14 protein-coding genes are annotated in these 17,470 nt (G+C 47.3%); 7 read left to right on the top strand and 7 right to left on the bottom strand.

Translation table 11 applies throughout. The features are described from left to right. Positions 1–22: 22 nt before the first annotated feature. From ACSF8W_RS07575 to ACSF8W_RS07560, 4 genes are all read right to left on the bottom strand, one after another. Positions 23–700 (bottom strand): putative ATP-dependent zinc protease, encoded by a 678-nt coding sequence (locus ACSF8W_RS07575; RefSeq protein ID WP_500846393.1) that lies wholly within the window; start codon positions 698–700, stop codon positions 23–25. 129 nt (positions 701–829) lie between these two features. Further along, the gene (locus tag ACSF8W_RS07570) at positions 830–1,720 is read right to left on the bottom strand and encodes a phosphotransferase (RefSeq protein WP_500846392.1); all 891 of its coding nucleotides are present in this window, start codon (positions 1,718–1,720) and stop codon (positions 830–832) included. A 372-nt stretch (positions 1,721–2,092) separates the two neighbouring features. After that, on the bottom strand, positions 2,093–2,329 hold the full coding sequence (locus ACSF8W_RS07565; RefSeq protein ID WP_500846390.1) for a DUF3389 domain-containing protein: 237 nt from the start codon (positions 2,327–2,329) through the stop codon (positions 2,093–2,095). A gap of 1 nt (position 2,330) precedes the next feature. Continuing rightward, entirely contained in the window at positions 2,331–2,765 is a 435-nt protein-coding gene (locus tag ACSF8W_RS07560) for a hotdog fold thioesterase (protein WP_500846389.1), read from the bottom strand. A gap of 250 nt (positions 2,766–3,015) precedes the next feature. On the opposite strand from ACSF8W_RS07560, the gene ACSF8W_RS07555 reads away from it, so the two are divergent. From ACSF8W_RS07555 to ACSF8W_RS07540, 4 genes are all read left to right on the top strand, one after another. Beyond that, positions 3,016–3,801 carry a M48 family metallopeptidase gene (locus ACSF8W_RS07555; RefSeq protein WP_500846388.1) on the top strand — a complete coding sequence of 262 codons (786 nt, stop codon included), beginning with the start codon at positions 3,016–3,018 and terminating at the stop codon, positions 3,799–3,801. Positions 3,802–3,902: 101 nt separating this feature from the next. Next, entirely contained in the window at positions 3,903–4,853 is a 951-nt protein-coding gene (locus tag ACSF8W_RS07550) for a LysR family transcriptional regulator (RefSeq protein WP_500846386.1), read from the top strand. Positions 4,854–4,978: 125 nt separating this feature from the next. Next, complete coding sequence (locus ACSF8W_RS07545; RefSeq protein ID WP_500846384.1) at positions 4,979–6,085, top strand: adenosine deaminase family protein; 1,107 nt, start codon at positions 4,979–4,981, stop codon at positions 6,083–6,085. Between the two features lie 47 nt (positions 6,086–6,132). Beyond that, complete coding sequence (locus tag ACSF8W_RS07540; protein WP_500846383.1) at positions 6,133–7,464, top strand: NCS2 family permease; 1,332 nt, start codon at positions 6,133–6,135, stop codon at positions 7,462–7,464. Between the two features lie 79 nt (positions 7,465–7,543). Here ACSF8W_RS07540 and ACSF8W_RS07535 read toward each other — a convergent pair whose 3' ends face one another. Both ACSF8W_RS07535 and ACSF8W_RS07530 read right to left on the bottom strand, forming a co-directional pair. Then, positions 7,544–7,738: a YtxH domain-containing protein gene (locus ACSF8W_RS07535; protein ID WP_428478589.1), complete on the bottom strand. Its 195-nt coding sequence runs from the start codon at positions 7,736–7,738 to the stop codon at positions 7,544–7,546. Between the two features lie 55 nt (positions 7,739–7,793). Beyond that, positions 7,794–8,255 (bottom strand): TetR/AcrR family transcriptional regulator, encoded by a 462-nt coding sequence (locus ACSF8W_RS07530; protein WP_500846381.1) that lies wholly within the window; start codon positions 8,253–8,255, stop codon positions 7,794–7,796. Positions 8,256–8,738: 483 nt separating this feature from the next. Between ACSF8W_RS07530 and ACSF8W_RS07525 the strand changes: the two genes are divergently transcribed. The 3 genes from ACSF8W_RS07525 (at position 8,739) to ACSF8W_RS07515 (ending at position 13,948) form a co-directional block, all read left to right on the top strand. Continuing rightward, positions 8,739–10,367: an AMP-binding protein gene (locus tag ACSF8W_RS07525; RefSeq protein ID WP_500846703.1), complete on the top strand. Its 1,629-nt coding sequence runs from the start codon at positions 8,739–8,741 to the stop codon at positions 10,365–10,367. Positions 10,368–10,684: 317 nt separating this feature from the next. Next, positions 10,685–12,109, top strand: a complete 1,425-nt coding sequence (locus ACSF8W_RS07520) for a serine hydrolase domain-containing protein (RefSeq protein WP_500846379.1) — start codon at positions 10,685–10,687, stop codon at positions 12,107–12,109. Positions 12,110–12,781: 672 nt separating this feature from the next. Then, positions 12,782–13,948, top strand: a complete 1,167-nt coding sequence (locus ACSF8W_RS07515) for an MFS transporter (RefSeq protein ID WP_500846377.1) — start codon at positions 12,782–12,784, stop codon at positions 13,946–13,948. A 787-nt stretch (positions 13,949–14,735) separates the two neighbouring features. Here ACSF8W_RS07515 and ACSF8W_RS07510 read toward each other — a convergent pair. Further along, positions 14,736–17,393, bottom strand: a complete 2,658-nt coding sequence (locus ACSF8W_RS07510; RefSeq protein ID WP_500846376.1) for a hybrid sensor histidine kinase/response regulator — start codon at positions 17,391–17,393, stop codon at positions 14,736–14,738. Positions 17,394–17,470 lie beyond the last annotated feature (77 nt).

The raw sequence follows: 17,470 nt of genomic DNA, 5'->3' as shown, positions 1-17,470 counted from the left end.
GCCGCTTTACCGCACAGGGCGACTACTTGGTTTTGGGCTGCACAAACGTGCGCTGACTGTCTACGGTCGCCACATCGCGAATGAAATTGATCCCCAAAATAATGCCCTGACCCGCCGTCAGCACAAATTCGGTTAACTCGTTCAATTCCCCCAGTTTGGCACGCAATTTCACTACGGCTTCACGGCTACCGCCATTTTTGGGTTTCACCCACCGCTCAACCGGTAATTCAACTCGCTGATCACCGGCTTTGAATTTAACCCATTCTTTGCCATCTCGCTCAAAGGCTTTCACGTTGGTGACGCCAATGCTCGACAGGGTCTTGTCTTTATCAACAGCGGCTTTGACGTGGGTTTTCGCACCAGGCAGCCACACCCACTCTTCACGGCCCAAAATGTATTTACCGTCCTGATTTTTGGTCACAACAGGCAAAGGTACAGGTTTAGGCTTGGGAGTAACAGGCGGTTTAACGGGCGGCTGAACCACGACAGGCAACGGTACAGGCTCTGTCGGCAAGGTAACAACTGGCTCCGGCAATGGCGTGACAGATGGTGACGTCGGTACGTTCCCTTCCATGCCGCCGCCTGTCTGGGTACCCGCTGTTTCTTGTTCCGCGCCTGAAGGGGATGGTGTTCGTTGTGCGGTCTGCTGTGCACAGCCCGCCAATAGCACCAATATTCCACACGCAATACTTCGTTTCATTGTATTCATCCCTAAAACCGTAACGTATTGGTTTAAGGATAGTAAATATTGCCCATAAAAAAATGCGCCTGTAACGGCGCATTTTTTATGTGTGATCGTAATGTCTAAATGTGAATGCCATCAAAGGCCTTAGTGGTTTAACGCCTGATGGAGGTGGTCAAATTTGCTCTGTAGCCATGCTTCGTCATACCAACCCATATTTCGGCTGTGTTTCGCATCATCCCAAACACTGAAGAACCAACGTCGCATCGCAAAGCCGTCATCCAGCCGATGGTGCGCTTGGTAACATTCCGCCAGTTGCAAATCTGGCCGCACGTCATACAGGTGAAAAAGATCCATTTCCCGATGCTTATACCCCACATCGCAAGGATCAAGAATGGCGGACACCTGATAGGTTTTCGGATCAAACAACACATTGCCGACGTGGCAATCATCATGCACTAAAGACGATTCCTGCGAGGTGGTTGATAAAATACGGTCTTTCATCTCCCACGCTCGGCTGTACGCGTCTTTCAACGGTTGTGAAAAGGGAGAGCCGCTGCTCATCACATAGCGGAACACGGGGCCCATCCAGCTTTCAAACGCACGAGGCAAATCGCGGGCATACTTTTCGCGGCCAATTTCAAAGCCAGAGGCAGCGTTGTGATCATGCAGCGCCAGTAAGAGTTCAAGGTAACTCTCACGAAATGCGGACACGGCTTTTTGATCCTGAGGCAAATTATGGGCTGACACGCCATCAAGCCAATCCATCATCAGGTAGTTGTAGCCTTCTTCGCGGCCAAAAAAGAGCACCTTAGGTACTGGACAAGGCAACGCGCGACGAAGACGCTCTAACCCTTCCACTTCTTTTGCCAGACGTCCTATTTCCCGAGAAAACTTCACCACCACACGGCCCTTATTCGAGGCCAAGAAGACAACCCAACCGTAAAAGGTTTCTTGAATGTCACTTAGATCTGGAGCTTGCCGGAACATCGTCTTATAGGCAAATTCAGCGATATTTTTTAGCTGTTGCTTATTCACCAGCACTCCTTATATTTCACACTTTTAATTCCCCCAAGGAATAACCATTAAATACATGAATTAACACGACTTATTTGGAGGTACTTTACCTTTATACCATACCTTGTCAGAGGCAGAATTTGGGTCATAAAAGTCAATAATGAGTTAGGGATCTCACAAAAACTTGTTAATTGGCGCGGATCATTGCCACCAACAAATGTATCTACGATGTTATCAATAATGAGTGGTCTAAATACGAGAATGGGAGCAGCTTAAAACTGTGGCTGAGGCTGATAATAAGTCCCTCAACAACTAATTAATATTATGCTTTATACACATAAGGTCATCGCTACAAAGTGACAGGGTCACCATAATATGATGACCTCTCTCGCATTATGCTTGAATCGCGATCCCAATGGCGTCTGACACCGCCTGCAATTGTTCTTCAGAATCCAGTCTTACCGACCAGCTCACCCCCGACCCCATCGCGGTAATCACATTAGCGCCACGCCCCATTAAGGTAATGTCATCCACCATCGCTTGTAACGTCGCGCGTGCCTGTCCGTCCAATCGCACCACGAGCTCATGTTGATTGGCAATCACTCGCCCTTCAGAAAACGTAATATTCATCTTACTTCACCGCTTTTTTCTGTTTCATTACTGCAATGGTTAATCGACTGGTGCACACCATTCGACCCCGTTCATCCGTCATATCAATTTGCCAGACTTGTGTTGTGGCGCCCAAATGCGTAGGGGTGGCCTTCCCGATGACCATCCCCGATCGCATAGCACGAATATGGTTGGCATTAATGTCTAACCCCACACAGTAATAGCCGTCAGACACACACATATTGGCCGCCAACGATCCCAACGTCTCCGCCAGCACGACCGATGCCCCGCCATGTAGCATGCCCAAGGGTTGATGTGTTCGTGCTTCAACCGGCATGGTGGCAGACAGGCTGTTGTCATCAAAGACGGTATAGACAATGCCAAGGTGCTCCACCAAGGTGTTCACTGACGTTTTATTCAAGCTGTCTAGGCTGAATGTTTTTTTCCATATTGACATGCGTTTACCCCAATATTATTTCTGTTTACGATCATACAGGAACTGAGTTATCTCACAATTAGCAATCTGGCTATCTTGTTCTCCCTAACATCGTGCAATAGGCAAGGTGAATATCGTCAACAGCGCCGCAACATTGCACTAAAAACCTTGAAATCTCGTGTTTACCATCCGTTAGGGATAGATTTCAGATAGGCATTTGCAGGTATAATTCCGACCTTGGAATTGCATTATATTTTGACAGGAGTCACGCATGAATCGTCCTTTGGCCATTGCCAGCCTTATCGCGGCCACTTTCGCCCTTACGGCTTGTAGCAGCTCACCCACCGGCCGCAGCCAAATGTTGCTGTATTCACAGCAAGATATGTCACAATTGGGCGCGCAATCTTTTGATGCGTTGAAAAAACAAGAAAAAATCAATACAGATAAAAAAACCAATCAGTATGTGCAATGTGTGACAAACGCACTGACCGCCAAACTGACTGGCGAACATGCCAATGAGCAATGGGAAGTGGTGGTGTTTAACAGCGATCAGGTTAATGCCTTTGCTTTGCCGGGCGGCAAGATCGGCGTGTATACCGGCCTGTTAAACGTGGCGAAAGATCAAGATCAACTGGCGACCGTGATTGGCCACGAAATCGGCCACGTGATTGCCCAGCACAGTAACGAGCGCCTTTCACGCAGCAAAATGACCGATGTGGGTTTAGAGCTGTCTAGCTTGGCCACCAGCGGCACCCAGTATCACGGCGCCGCAATGGCAGGGCTGGGCCTTGGGGTACAATACGGTATTTTGATGCCTTATGGTCGCTCGCAAGAATCAGAATCTGACATTATTGGTTTACGCATCATGGCGGAAGCCGGTTTTGATCCGAACGCCAGCATTGCCCTGTGGCACAATATGGCACAAGCCTCTGGTGGCAACCAACCACCAGAACTGATGTCGACGCACCCTTCACACGATACGCGCATCGATGATCTAAAAGCAGAAATCAAACAACTGCCAAGCTATAAAACACCGCGACCGCAATGTAGAATATAAGTCAGTCCGATTTCGTCAAAAAAGCCCCGTTCTAAGCACCGTTTCGGTGCTTTTTTGATCCTACTATTTTGCGCATTGACTACCGCGTGACGAGTCGCATCATGAATCTAGATATAAAATGGCTGGAAGATTTCCTTATGCTGGCCGAACTGCAGCATTTCTCTCGCGCTGCAGAAGCCAGACATATCACCCAACCCGCATTTGGTCGCCATATTCGCGCACTGGAAAAAGCCATTGGCCAGCCGTTAATTGATCGTTCAACCACGCCAATCAGCTTAACACCGGCGGGACGACAATTTCGGACGGTAGCAAGGAATGTGATTGCCCAAATGGAAGACGGCTTAAAAATGCTTAATGGCATCGAACAGCCTCTGTTAAACCCGATCCGTATTGCCAGTCCGCACTCTTTAGCATCACCGGCGTTGTTGGATCTGATCGAGCACATTAATCAAACCCAGCACGTGCCCTTCTCGGTGGATATTCTACGAGTGGATTGCGCGGTCGATTCACTGACCCAAGGCCAGTGTGACTTTTTTCTCGGGTTTGAAATTCATTCATTACTCCAGCCCCCTTTTGCCAATCTCTGTATTGGTCAAGGCGACTTCTTACTTGTCTCTGCCACACAAGACGATGGCACAGCGTGTTTTGATCCCCTTCATCACGCCACGCCGATGATCCGTTACAGCGCCGATTCCTACAGCGCCCGTTTAATCGAACAGCATCAACCCCGTTTAGCGCCCCTTAACACCTACCCTGTTTTTGAAAGCTCCATGTGTCAGTTACATAAAGACATGGCGCAGAGGGGCAAAGGGGTAGCGTGGTTACCGGATGTGCAAATCCGCGATGAACTCGCCGCAGGCACACTTACCGCCATTGATCCCGATCACTTCCGCTTTCCTTATCAGATTCGGCTTTATCGCAATTCCGCCCCGTTGCGTCATCCAGCACAGCAACTTTGGCAACAGTTAGAACAGGAAATCCAACAAGGGTGGCAACTCACTCACGCTTGGCACCGCCCTGCATCACCGCTTTCATTGCCTAAAACGTCATAAGCTGACAGGTCAGTGCCGATTCGGCACTGACATATCGATATTTGCATTTCACATTTCCCCATTTGAGGTAGATACTCCGCGCAAAAGCAAACGTTTGCGCAAATTGTTGCGTCAAAGAGGTTACTGTGGCACCCGATACACTTTCGCTTTCTGCGTTTTACCACCAATTTCCCAAAGCAGATCTGCACTACCACTTATTGGGCGGTGTGCGTCTTGAAACCATGCTGGCCTTTGCCCATAAATATGGCGTCGACCTGCCCGAGCATGAGGCAAAGTGCTACTACCGTGCCCACCAAGAGGTAGGTGGCGTTATTAAAGGCGGCATTGAAGCCCTGACATTTTTGTATCAACTGATGCGCGAACCGGAAGATTACGCCCGTGTATTGCATGAAGTGGCGGAGGACGCCCATGCCTGCGGTGTGCGCTACATCGAAACTTTCTGGAACCCAAGCGATACATCATTGACGTATGCCGAGGTCACCAACTCGCTCGCCCACGCCATTGACGATGTACAAGCACGTTTAGGCTTGGTAATCCGTTTGATCCCGTCAATTAACCGAGAAAAATCCCCAGAGGACGCGGTAGAGATGGTCAATGCGATGATCCGTTATCCGCACCCTTATGTGCTGGGTATCGGTATTGATTACAAAGAACATAACGCGCCTGTCGAGCACTTTTGGAAAGCCTACGCGTTAGCCAAACAGCATGATTTACGCTTAACCGCCCATTGTTCAGAATTTGGCCTGCACTGGCGCAACGTGGAAACCGGTATTGCATTGATCCAGGTTGATCGTATTGATCATGGCTACACCATTATCGACAACCCTGATCTGACCGCGCGATATGCCGAGCAAGGGATCCCGTTTACGGTCATTCCGTCGAATACCTATTACTTCAAGCAATGGCCAGAACACGAGCAATGGGCGCAGAACCACCCTATTCGTACCATGGCCAAAGCAGGACTCAATATCATCCCATGTACCGATGACTGGCACATTCACGACACAACCAGTGCCAATTGCTACCGCGTGATGGTGGAAGACTTTGGGTTTGATTTAGACAGCCTGCGCCAAATGCTGATCAACAGCATCGAAGCCAGCTGGATGCCCACCGACACAAAACAACAATGGCTCACTGAATGGACCGCGGAATTTGATCGCTTACGACGCACGCTGTGTACCGAGCCTGTTATTCCCGCCAATAAACACATTCACTATTGCCGCGCACGTTAACTGCATGACTGATTCGTACAACTAGGTACGATTTGTAGAGGGATACAATGGAAACTGTTACTACTAAACCGGGATTTAGCCTTGCTAATTGGTTTGATTTTAAAGGCAATAACACCAACCTTCGTACCGAAGTGATTGCCGGACTCACCACCTTCGCCACGATGGCATACATGGTCGCGGTTGTGCCTAACATGCTCAGCAAAGGCGGGATCCCGTTCAACAGCGCCTTGACGGTCACCGTGCTCATGACCGTGATCACCACCATCGCGATGGCGCTATACACCAACCGCCCGTTTGTCTTAGGCCCCGGTCTAGGCAGTGTGGCGATTTTTTCTTACACCTTATTAGGTAACGATGTACCGCTTAGCATTGCTGCCGGTATTGTCTTCATCAGCGGTGTGCTTTTCATGCTGGTGTCGTTCTTGGGCGTGCGTGATTTCGTTGTCCGCGTGATCCCACACAGCGTGAAAGTGTCGGTGGGCGTGGGCATTGGCCTGTTCATCGCACTGCTGGGCTTTAAACAAGCCGGTGTCGTGGTCGCTGATCCGCGTAAAAACGTGCTGATTTTCGGGGATTTAGCATCACTGGAAGTGCTGGTGGCCATGCTAGGCTTCTTCATGGTGCTGTTCTTTGTTTCCCGTAAAATTCAGGGCGGCATCATCATTGCTGTTTTGCTCACGACCTTGATCAGCTTGCCGTTGGGCATCACCAGCGTGCCGGATAACTTTTTCAGCATGCCAGGCAGCATTGATGACATGTTCTTCCAGCTTGATGTCATCGGCGCACTTAGCCCTGTTTACCTGCCTTTCTTGCTAGCGTTCTTTATTCCTGACTTTTTCTCTACGTTAGGGGCATTATTGGGCATTGGCGCACAAGCCGGCTATTTAGACAAAGACGGTAACTTGCCCGGCATTGAAAAGAACTTTCATGTCGATTCCAGTGCAACGACCTTCGGCGCCTTGTTCTCTTGTCCCGTACTGACAACCTATGTAGAAAGCTCGGCAGGTGTAGAAGCGGGCGGCCGCACCGGCTTTACCGCATTAGTCACGGCTGCGTGCTTCTGTTTGACCTTATTCTTGGCACCACTGGCGGGTATGATCCCAACCGAGGCCACCGCACCGGTTCTGATGTACATTGGTATCGCCATGATGAGCTCTATGCGCAAAATTAACTATGACGATATCACCGAATATCTACCGGCTTTCGTGTGTGTTGTCATGAGCGTGTTCAGCTTCAATGCGGGTAACGGTATTGCAGCCGCGATGCTGGTGTATGCCTTCCTAAAGCTTGCGACAGGCCGTTATAAGGAAGATCACTGGTCGGTATATCTCATCGCCTTAACCATGATTTACTACTTCTACATTATTTCCGCGCACTAATCCGCATACAAATGCACCGATACAAAAAGACCGACTTGAAAAAGTCGGTCTTATTTATTCAACAAAATGGACTCATAGACTACTTGGTGAGTTCTTTCCATTTGTCGCTTAATTCATCGGCCGCATCGTCAGCTTTGTCGGCAGCGTCTTCATACGCATCGTGCACTTCTTCAAAAGAACGCGCATCCATGACATCTTCGATCTCATCTTTGTATGTCACGCCGATATAAATACCCAGCCCCACCAATGCAATTACAATATATTTCAACATCATTCACACTCTAGCTTTCTATCAATCTGTCGTTACTGGCTTAGTCTAAGTGTATCTCTTATCGAACAAGTCGAATCAGTGATTTCCCCAGCAACCATTCCAACTCTTTTTCACTTTCATCACCAAATCGCTCTTGGCACATTTGGTATAAACGCTCAATGCCACGTTTTGAAAATTCGTTAGTGGTTTCAGCGGTTGCAATATGGTGGAACAGTAAACGTAATGTTGCGCGAAACTTTTCATCATCCAAAGCGAGCAACCAGCTATTCACAAACTCTTGCAATCCGGCGTTTAAATCCAACTTTTCAATGAATAAACGGAAAATTCGCCCATCAAGGGCATTGGCAAAATCTTGCTTTTTGGGGAAATGGTGGCTGATGCCGGTACGAGAAATGCCGGTCTGTTTGCTTAACGTGGTGTAGGACATTTTGTCATACCCCAAGGTCAGAATTTGATCAACAACCGCATCCATGATCGTCTGAATGGTGATTTCGGTATCTTCTTTACTACGCTTTGGCATAATGAGTTGACTCTATCATCTAATTCAATCAACAACATACCCGCAAAATTCCTCTGCAGGCCTTGTCACTACCCGGTCATACATGGGGCTCTGTGTTAGTCAGCGAAAACATCCGTTGGCAGGCCAAAAACACGTTGCCGTTTGCATGACGAAATATCCCTATACGGCGAATACTATGCGATGAATTTATATTCAATTTATCACATTACTTTTTCGTAAATCGCAACAAGTATAATAGAAACAAAAATTTATGAATAGGTTATTAAAGTAATAAAAAAACGCACCTGTTCCTATTTTGTTCTAGTTTGAAGAAGAGGTAAGCCTTTTTTTTGCATATCGGTTATTGACAATCAACACTTGACCAAGACCTTGAGTTAGCATTATTTTAACAAGAGCATAACAACAAAGGATCGTATTATGACGTTACCTCTGCACACGGATCCCTTAAGCACGTCGGCAACGGCTTCCCCCCTGCCTACCGACATGATACTCAAATGGGCCAATGAACGCGCCAATGATGTCTATCTTCGTCAAATCATCAACCGGCAATTCGTTGATTTCACGTATGCAGATGTTGCCGATCGTGCACTTAAACTGGTGAGCGCACTGCGGGCACAAGGGCTTCAACCGGGCGATCGCATCGCGATTGTGTCCAAAAACTGTGCCGAATGGTTTATCACTGACTTGGCCTTAATGCTGGGGAGTTACATCAGTGTACCGATATTCCCGACCGCAGGGGCTGACACCATTGAGCATTGTTTAACGCACAGTGAATCAAAGGCTGTCTTTGTCGGTAAGCTGGACGATGCCACCGCTATTTCCACGGTCATGGCCGCCCACCCTGACGTATTTTCGATTGCCTTTCCCTATCCGTCGGCACCAGAATGCAACGCTACCCTTGACGCCTTTATTCAAGGCCACGCGCCAACAGAAGAACGTCCTACTCATCATGATGATGACTTGATGTCGATTGTGTATACTTCCGGCACCTCTGGTTTACCCAAAGGGGCTTTGCTCAATTACGGGGCGTTTTCTTGGTCTGCCCAGCGGTTAGTGGATCATATTGGTATGGTAAAAGGAGAGCGTTTATTTTCTTATTTACCGCTCGCCCATATCACTGAGCGGGTGTACATTTTTGGCGCGTCCGTCATGGCGGGTATTCAAGTTGCGTTCCCTGAATCACTCGACACCTTCATTGACGATGTCAAAATGCACCGTCCAACGTTGTTCATTTCCGTCCCGCGACTGTGGACGGTCTTTCAACAACGGATCTTCGACAAACTGCCCCAGAAGAAACTCAATCTGCTGCTGAAAATCCCCTTCGTTTCCGGCTTGATAAAACGCAAACTGGCCGATGGACTGGGCTTGGATCAAGCCCGCGTACTAGGCTGTGGTTCTGCGCCCGTTTCCCCTGCCCTGTTACGCTGGTATGAAAGTATTGGCCTGAACATCACCGAAGCGTGGGGCATGACCGAATCTTTTGCCTATAGCACGCTCAACCATCCTTTCCGAAGCGATAAAATTGGGTCTGTCGGCAACGCCGGTCCAGGCATCGAAGTGAAAGTGGCGGCGGATGAAGAGATCCTTGTTCGCAGCCAAGGACTGTTTGCCGGCTATTACAAGAACGAAGAAGCCACTCAGGCCATGTTTGATGATGATGGCTGGCTCCGTACCGGTGACATCGGGTTTATGGATGAAGACGGCTATCTCAGCATTCAAGGCCGTAAAAACGATACCTTCAAAACCGCCAAAGGGAAGTTCGTCTCACCGGTGCCGATTGAAAAGCGGATTGTTGACATCGGCAATATTGAAATGCTATGTGTGGTGGGCTCTGGCATGCCCGCCCCCATCCTCTTGGCCGTGCCGCATGACTACCCAAATTTCGATCCTGCCCGGTATGAGAAAAGTATTGAACGCATGGTCGCCATGATCAACAACGAGTTAGAATCACACGCCAAAATCAAAGGCGTGCTCATGATTAAATCACCGTGGAGCATAGAAAATGGCATTCTGACGCCGACACTCAAAATTAAGCGACACTTGCTTGAGAAACAATATCATGACATTGGCGCGCAATGGCCAAAAGACACCCTCATTCAATGGGAAAAGTGATCGCCCGTCAAAGACCAGCCTAAAAGGCGAATCAATCCCATAAAAGCCACCGTTGCGTGGCTTTTTACTGTCAACAAAATCAACAAAGTTATTTACAAAACAGATACTTAATTACCTTGTTTTTTCCCGTTATTTTACGCCGCCATCGAGTTGATATTGCTTACACTTTTCACTGCAATAAAAATTCACCCCTCAAAAAAAGTTAAACTGCGTCGAAATTTTTCACCCTCTCCCCTTCGAGGTGACACCCTTGAATAGCTGAACATTTCTTGGGGTGATACGTTGAGTGCATTTATTATCACTTTACTGCAGAAAATATGAAAAAGCCCAAGACTTTGAAAGTGTTATTACTGCTTGCTCTCTTTCCGCTCAGCCACTTTTCCCATGCTGAAACGATCACATTAACCGGTGCACAGAGCACGGACGGGGGCCTAACGTTAACCGGACCTCAACACACAGAATCCACACCTAATCAAACAGGTGACACGCAAGCGACCCCAACACAGCAAAATCTAGAAGAATACATTCGCCACCTGAACAGCTATGGCCGATTCAGTGGCAATGTATTGATCGCGAAAAACAATGAGGTGGTGTACGAGAAAGCCATTGGCTACGCCGATGTGAAACTCAAACGCCCAATCAATAAAGACAACTTGTTTAAAGTGGGCTCTATCACCAAGCAAATGACCGCGGTGACGATTTTACGCCTTCATGAACAAGGTAAACTCGACATAGACCAGTCTGTCTACCAATACTTCCCTAAATTGAACGATGCGAAAAACATCACCATTGCCATGCTGTTGAACCACACAGCCGGTTTGTATCGCGACCCGTCATGGCGCGAATACGACCAAAGTTGCTCTTCCAACGCATTGGTGAAAAACATCATCAATAAGTCGCGGGTGTATCCACCGAGCAAAATGTTCAACTACAACAACGCAGGCTATTACTTGCTGGGTGAAATCATTGAGCAAGTCACTGGCACACCTTACGAAGATTACATTACCGCTGAGATTCTCAGACCACTGGGCATGAAAGACAGCAGCATGAAACTGACCCTTTCTTTCCAGTTGGCGAAGTCTTACGAATTGTCTGGGCTTGTTGATGCACACATCACCCCACCAGGTTGTGCATGGGCGGCAGGTGAACTCATCACCACCGCGCGTGACTTGTTGGTATGGAGCCGTTCACTGAATACCGGACAAATCATCTCCCGAGAGTTGGTCGCACGCATGTACGAAAATCAATTTGGCGGATTCAATGAAGAAATTGGCGGCACATCTTACTTTATTCACCAAGGCGAAATTGATGGTTTCAAAGCGGTCTTGATCCAAGATCCTAAGTCGGATCTCACCATCATTGCCTTGAGTAATTTGTTCAATACCAATATCGACCTGCTTTCTATCGATTTGGTTAAAATCATGAACGATGAGAAACCGGTTGGTCGTGTCATTCCACCGAAGACCAATTTTGCCAACTGGCAGCATGATATTGACGTCATCGGTAATTACTTGGATAACGATGGTGTTCCTCTTCAAGTCGTTTATAAAGACGGGGTACTGAAAGCCAAGGTCAATCAATTTAATATTCCCTTGAAAATTCAAACAAGGAACAGCCTGTTCGCCGTCGGCATTGATAACCAGATCCGAATCAACCGCAATGACAACGAAACCACCAACGAGATTGTCTTCTTCTCGCGTGATGGCCGTTACTTATCCAGGTTCTCCCGTATTTCTAAATAAACCCCATACATCCGGCTGCCTTGTGCAGCCGGTTTCTTCTCAATTCACGCCCTGCGCGCTTTTCTGCTTTGATCAGCACGTTTTCACACAAACCCAAAATAAACCCTATTTTATCAGTACGTTATTACCTTCTTTGCGTTTTATTCCTTTCCGCCATTTCGGCAGGCATTCCTTCGATAACCGCCTGTTCCCCGTGTTATTCACCAGAAGGCGTGCCTACCTGTTATTTTTTTTCATTAACTTTCCATAAAAACAGTTTGATCAGAACCAAAACCAACCTTTACAACACGAATGATTACACCCTATTACACACACTCAACACCGTTATATCGACGAGTAATGAAAAACAAAAACAACATAATTACAATAAGATAAGTAAATTTCGCAGCCGCTACTTTCGCTCATCACACTTCAGTTTCGCCCAGTAAAATACTTAGATGTGGTTACATTTTTATCCACTATTAATCCTGATAAACTGAGCTTACGATAAGCATTAGTTTTACTCATTTTACGAACTTCAGAATTGCGGTCATAGTCGCACTCCGACCGAATACATATTACCTCCCGTATTTTCAACGTCGCGAACACTCAGTGACCTAAGGGTCCCAATAAAGCCACTTTCTTTCCGGAAAGGGCTTTTATTTTTTTGTCTGCTTTTTGGAGAATAACGTAGTGAACGAGCACGCTACTGTGGCACCACGTACGAGTGTTTGGGTACCAGTTACTGGACTCACCATTTTCGCAATCGCTTCAGGCTATTTAATGAGCCTGTTACCGCTCTCTTTGGTGAGTCACAACATTCCTACTCACGCCGCCAGTTGGTTGGCCAGTATTTTCTACGTAGGTCTGTTACTTGGCTCTATGTTAATTGAGCCTATTATCAAGCGCATTGGCCACCGTATGGCCTTTATTGGCTTTATCGCCCTTTTGGCGTTGTCTGTGGCTGTCATGGCGGTGTACACCACGCTCGGTGTATGGCTGGCGGCGCGTTTCATTGCCGGTATGGCCGTGGCGGGTATTTTTGTCGTGATTGAATCTTGGCTGTTGATTGGTGACAGTAAAGAAGAACGCGCCAAAAACCTTGGCCTTTACATGACATCGCTCTACGGTGGCACCACTGTGGGTCAGTTTGGTATCGGTATGTTTGGTACTACCGGCATGACACCGTTTGTTGTTGTCGTCATGTTGCTTTCGTTCGCCATGCTACCTGCATTCGTCTCGAAGAATGCCAACCCTGCAATTGAAGAGCATGTTAGCCTAACATGGAAACAAATTTTAGGGATCAGCAAGCCTGCACTGATCGGCTGTTTAGTCTCTGGCATCGTAATGGGCTCGATTTACGGTCTATTACCACTGGCTTTGCGTGCATCGGCAACAACGTCTAACAATGACCAAATCGGGGTATTGATGGCAGCGACGGTATTAGGCGGTATGTCTATTCAACCGATCATTGGCAAACTGTCTTGCCGTATGTCGAAATCATTGTTGTTGGCACTGGTGAGTATTCTTGGCGTGTTCGCTATGGGGATTTACCAACTAGACCAAAATTACATGACACACATTGTGGCGTTGGCGCTATTGGGCATGTCTGCGTTTGCACTGTACCCAATCGCAATCACACTGGCGTGTGACGGCATTGAATCATCGTCTATTGTTTCAGCAACGCAAATTATGCTGTTCAGCTACAGCGTAGGCTCGGCATTAGGCCCTGTGGCAGCACAGTACTTTATGCGTCAGAGCATTGGTTTGATGGGCTTTTTCTTTGCGGTATTGCTTGCAACGTCAATTTATATGTTGATTGTCAGCATGAAGACCAAACCAACGATCATTGCACAGTAAACATAAAATAGATTGCGTATACCAGATGGACAGTGAGGGTGGCACGGAGCAAAACGTGTCACTCACTGTTGATGAAATGAGTCGATGAATAGATAGGTATTTGTTCAGTAAGCGAAACATTTTATACCTATAAAAAAGAGCGGGCGCGACATTCGTCGCGCCCTTTGGTCTTACTTGCAGCAATCCGGCTACTAGGGTGCTCCCTGCATCATTCCATGATTAAGCTGTATCCGTCAGCGTCATCCTTTCTCTATCTATCCTAGATATGTCCTTTCGGTCCGCCTTGACCCATCAAAACATCCTGTCTTGACTCTCATCTCCTTCCTGGAGGTGTCCTTGACTTCAATCCTGAAGTGGTTCCTTGCATGTCGTCCTGACGAGTAAGCATCCTACCTACCCTATCGATTCCATCCGACGTTCCCTTCACAGTCCTTGTCCGATAAATCTTCCTGATTCACCGCCCTCATCCTGAGGTTGCCAACGTCCGTGGCTGCTTCCTGTTCCGTTCTGTCAGTTCCTTCCGACGAGGTACAGACTACGTGATTCCTGAGTACAAACAACCTACAGAGATCACACTTTTTGATCCTCTTAAATCAAGACTCAGCCGGTGTTTTCTAAGCCTCTGTTCTGCAAACATAATTCACCTTTAAAGATGAACAGAAAGTATAAAATTATTTATAACGAGTCATAATTTGTAAGCGATCTCGCACAAAGGGAGAGCATTATGCTCTCCCTCTCTGGCCTTCACTGGTGAAATATTGTGTCAAAATCAGCCCTTAACACACGTTCACGCCGTTTCTGCCCATTTTTCTAACTTACCCAGTAGGATGGATTTTTTGAATGGTTTGGCGACATAGTCATCCATACCCACATCAAAACACTTACTGATATCTTCATCGAGCACACTCGCTGTCAAGGCGATAATAGGTACTGCGGCTTTGCTGTTCGCACTTTCCCATTCTCGAATATTTTTCGTCGCCGTGAATCCATCCATCACAGGCATCATGCAATCCATCAGTACCGCGTTATAGACCTTCTCTGCGGTGATCATATCTACCGCTTCTTGGCCATTGTGGGCAAATTCACACGCATACCCCGCCTTGGTTAAAAACAAACCTGCGACACGCTGGTTGACCTGATTATCTTCAACGATCAATATTTTCTGCTGAATCGCGGCAACCGCTTCTATCGCAGTATTGGTCTCCACGTTCCCTGATGCCGTCACGGTTTGTGTCAGGGCTGTTTGCACCACTTTCGAAAAGCGATGTCCCAACAAGGGTAATGAAATAATCCCCATAATGTTGTCGTCGACACCGCTATGATCATCGGCATGCTGACAACCCAATAAGATAGGTAAACGAGGGCAAGCATCACGTAGCTGCTTAAGTTCCTGCGCCACATTGCCCGCATGAGAGGGGCAATACACCAAGGCATCAACCTGTTCATTCGCAACATCAGGCTTAATATCATGGGAAACTGTCGTATTTATGCCGTAAAAGGCACTTTCAAAGCACAAGCGCTCCACGACATCGGCACGCTGGGGTTCTGGCGCAATAATGCGTAAGGTTTTCCCTTGGCACTCTTTGAGTACGTCTGCTTTTTGTTGAATTACCTCAACGGTTAACGTGAAATAGAAGGTACTTCCCTGCCCTTTTTCTGATTCAAGGGCAATGTTACCCCCCATCAAATCAACCAATTGACGACAGATCGCTAAACCAAGGCCTGTCCCACCAAATTCGCGGGTGATCGATCCATCTTCTTGGGTAAACGGCGCAAAGACCTGCTTTTGTTTATCCTTCGCTATGCCGATCCCGGTATCCGTGACAGCAAAACGCAGACTCGCTTTACCGTCATCCGTACTCGCCTGCTGGCGAATCGAAATCGTCACACTGCCCGATTCGGTAAATTTCACCGCATTAGACGCCAGGTTCATCATCACCTGCCGGAGTCGGTATTCATCCATTTTCACGATATCGGGCACATCATGATCCAACGCGACATTTAATGCCAGACCGGTTCTTGCCTTCGCCAAAACAATCGACATGGTATCGTAGGCCACTTCACGTACGCGGCATTCACTCGGTGAAAGCACCAAATTACCCGATTCAATTTTCGATAAATCAAGAATGTCATTAATGAGTAACAACAAAGTTTGCGAAGACGTTTCAATGGTTTGCACGTATTCTGATTGAGAGGGCGTCAGTTTGGTATCGGTCAAAATACCGGACATCCCAATGATCCCATTCAGTGGCGTACGGATTTCATGTGACATGTTGGCCAAAAACGAACTCTTGGCCAAACTGGCCTTTTCCGCTTCCTCTTTTGCTTGGATCAGGTTTTTCTGATTTTGTACCCGCTCCTCTATGAGCTGGTTGAGCTGATGGCTAAAGACCGTAAATTCATCATTACCGTCCACGGTAATTTTGGCGTTCCCCGCTTTGGGGCGCTCCAAATTGGCCATGCCCTGTAAAATACGGTCAAGGTAGCTACCAATACGATGAATAAGGTTAGTGCCCAACAATATCAATAAGAGCGTTGAAAACACGATTGCCACTAAATACGCCACAATCATCTGCTTCGCATGCTGAATCGACGTATCGATATTCGCGGTCAGTTGCTGACTTATCTCTTCAACCACAAATTGAATAAGGGAAAGACGCTTGTCGAGTGTGGCAATATCTTGGGTGCTGTCGCGTCCTGCAAGCTCACCTGAAAATACCGCGTTGCGGATTTGGAAACTGTCCGCAAAGGCTGAATCAGCAAAAATCTGGCTGAGTAGATCAATCTGTTGTGGGGTCGCATTGATCGTTAAATAGCGCTCAATGGTTAATTGCTGGCGCTCAATGACGGTATCAAGGGGGTCGGTAAACTCCGTCAGTTCAGGGTGGGTATACATTAAATGGATATACCAGTTTTCTTGCTGGGCCCATAACTTCAACCATTGCAGTTGATACAAAATCGACAATTGTTGTTCAATACTGCCATCGTGCACATCCAGCGCGGATTTTTCTAGCAACACCAACCGTTGTACGGCGAGATCCACCCCCCATTCGGACCAATCATTAATCTCTTCGGCAGCAATATCAGAATAATCATCAATCAATACCTGCATCTCTTCATTGATGAGTTGCATCTGTGCCGTTGTTTCCGCATTAAATGCTTGGCTGCTTAATGCCGCCATTTTCGACGTAAACAACACCGCTTGCTGGGTTTGTTCTGTCGCAGGGCGATCATTCAATTTTGACAACTTTAATTCATGCACAGCGTCCGAAAATTCAGAGCCCGTTGCTAACAGTGCCATGCGCGCCTGTAAGGCATTCAAGTTGTTCACGCGTTCAAACAATAACTTTAACTCAACCACCGTATAAATAGAGGCAAAAATCAGTGGCAATATCACTAAGCAAAGTAGCCTAAGTTTTATTGAGAAGCCATTCAATAGGCCCATAGTCGCTCCTTGTTAAAATTATTGTCTTGCCTAGTTGTAGTAACATCAATGTCTACTATCATTTATAGCAGGGTTAA

The organism is Photobacterium sp. 270122K, from assembly GCF_059941365.1.
The sequence above is the reverse complement of the archived record's forward strand: the minus strand, read 5'-3'. Positions and strand labels throughout refer to the sequence as shown.

Bases quoted from the DNA above. Each gene is read 5' to 3' on its own strand.
- ACSF8W_RS07530 (WP_500846381.1), bottom strand. From the start codon at position 8,255: ATGCCAAAGCGTAGTAAAGAAGATACCGAAATCACCATTCAGACGATC.
- ACSF8W_RS07555 (WP_500846388.1), top strand. From the start codon at position 3,016: ATGAATCGTCCTTTGGCCATTGCCAGCCTTATCGCGGCCACTTTCGCC.
- ACSF8W_RS07560 (WP_500846389.1), bottom strand. From the start codon at position 2,765: ATGTCAATATGGAAAAAAACATTCAGCCTAGACAGCTTGAATAAAACG.
- ACSF8W_RS07525 (WP_500846703.1), top strand. From the start codon at position 8,739: ATGATACTCAAATGGGCCAATGAACGCGCCAATGATGTCTATCTTCGT.
- ACSF8W_RS07550 (WP_500846386.1), top strand. From the start codon at position 3,903: ATGAATCTAGATATAAAATGGCTGGAAGATTTCCTTATGCTGGCCGAA.
- ACSF8W_RS07565 (WP_500846390.1), bottom strand. From the start codon at position 2,329: ATGAATATTACGTTTTCTGAAGGGCGAGTGATTGCCAATCAACATGAG.
- ACSF8W_RS07575 (WP_500846393.1), bottom strand. From the start codon at position 700: ATGAAACGAAGTATTGCGTGTGGAATATTGGTGCTATTGGCGGGCTGT.
- ACSF8W_RS07510 (WP_500846376.1), bottom strand. From the start codon at position 17,393: ATGGGCCTATTGAATGGCTTCTCAATAAAACTTAGGCTACTTTGCTTA.
- ACSF8W_RS07540 (WP_500846383.1), top strand. From the start codon at position 6,133: ATGGAAACTGTTACTACTAAACCGGGATTTAGCCTTGCTAATTGGTTT.
- ACSF8W_RS07520 (WP_500846379.1), top strand. From the start codon at position 10,685: ATGAAAAAGCCCAAGACTTTGAAAGTGTTATTACTGCTTGCTCTCTTT.
- ACSF8W_RS07535 (WP_428478589.1), bottom strand. From the start codon at position 7,738: ATGATGTTGAAATATATTGTAATTGCATTGGTGGGGCTGGGTATTTAT.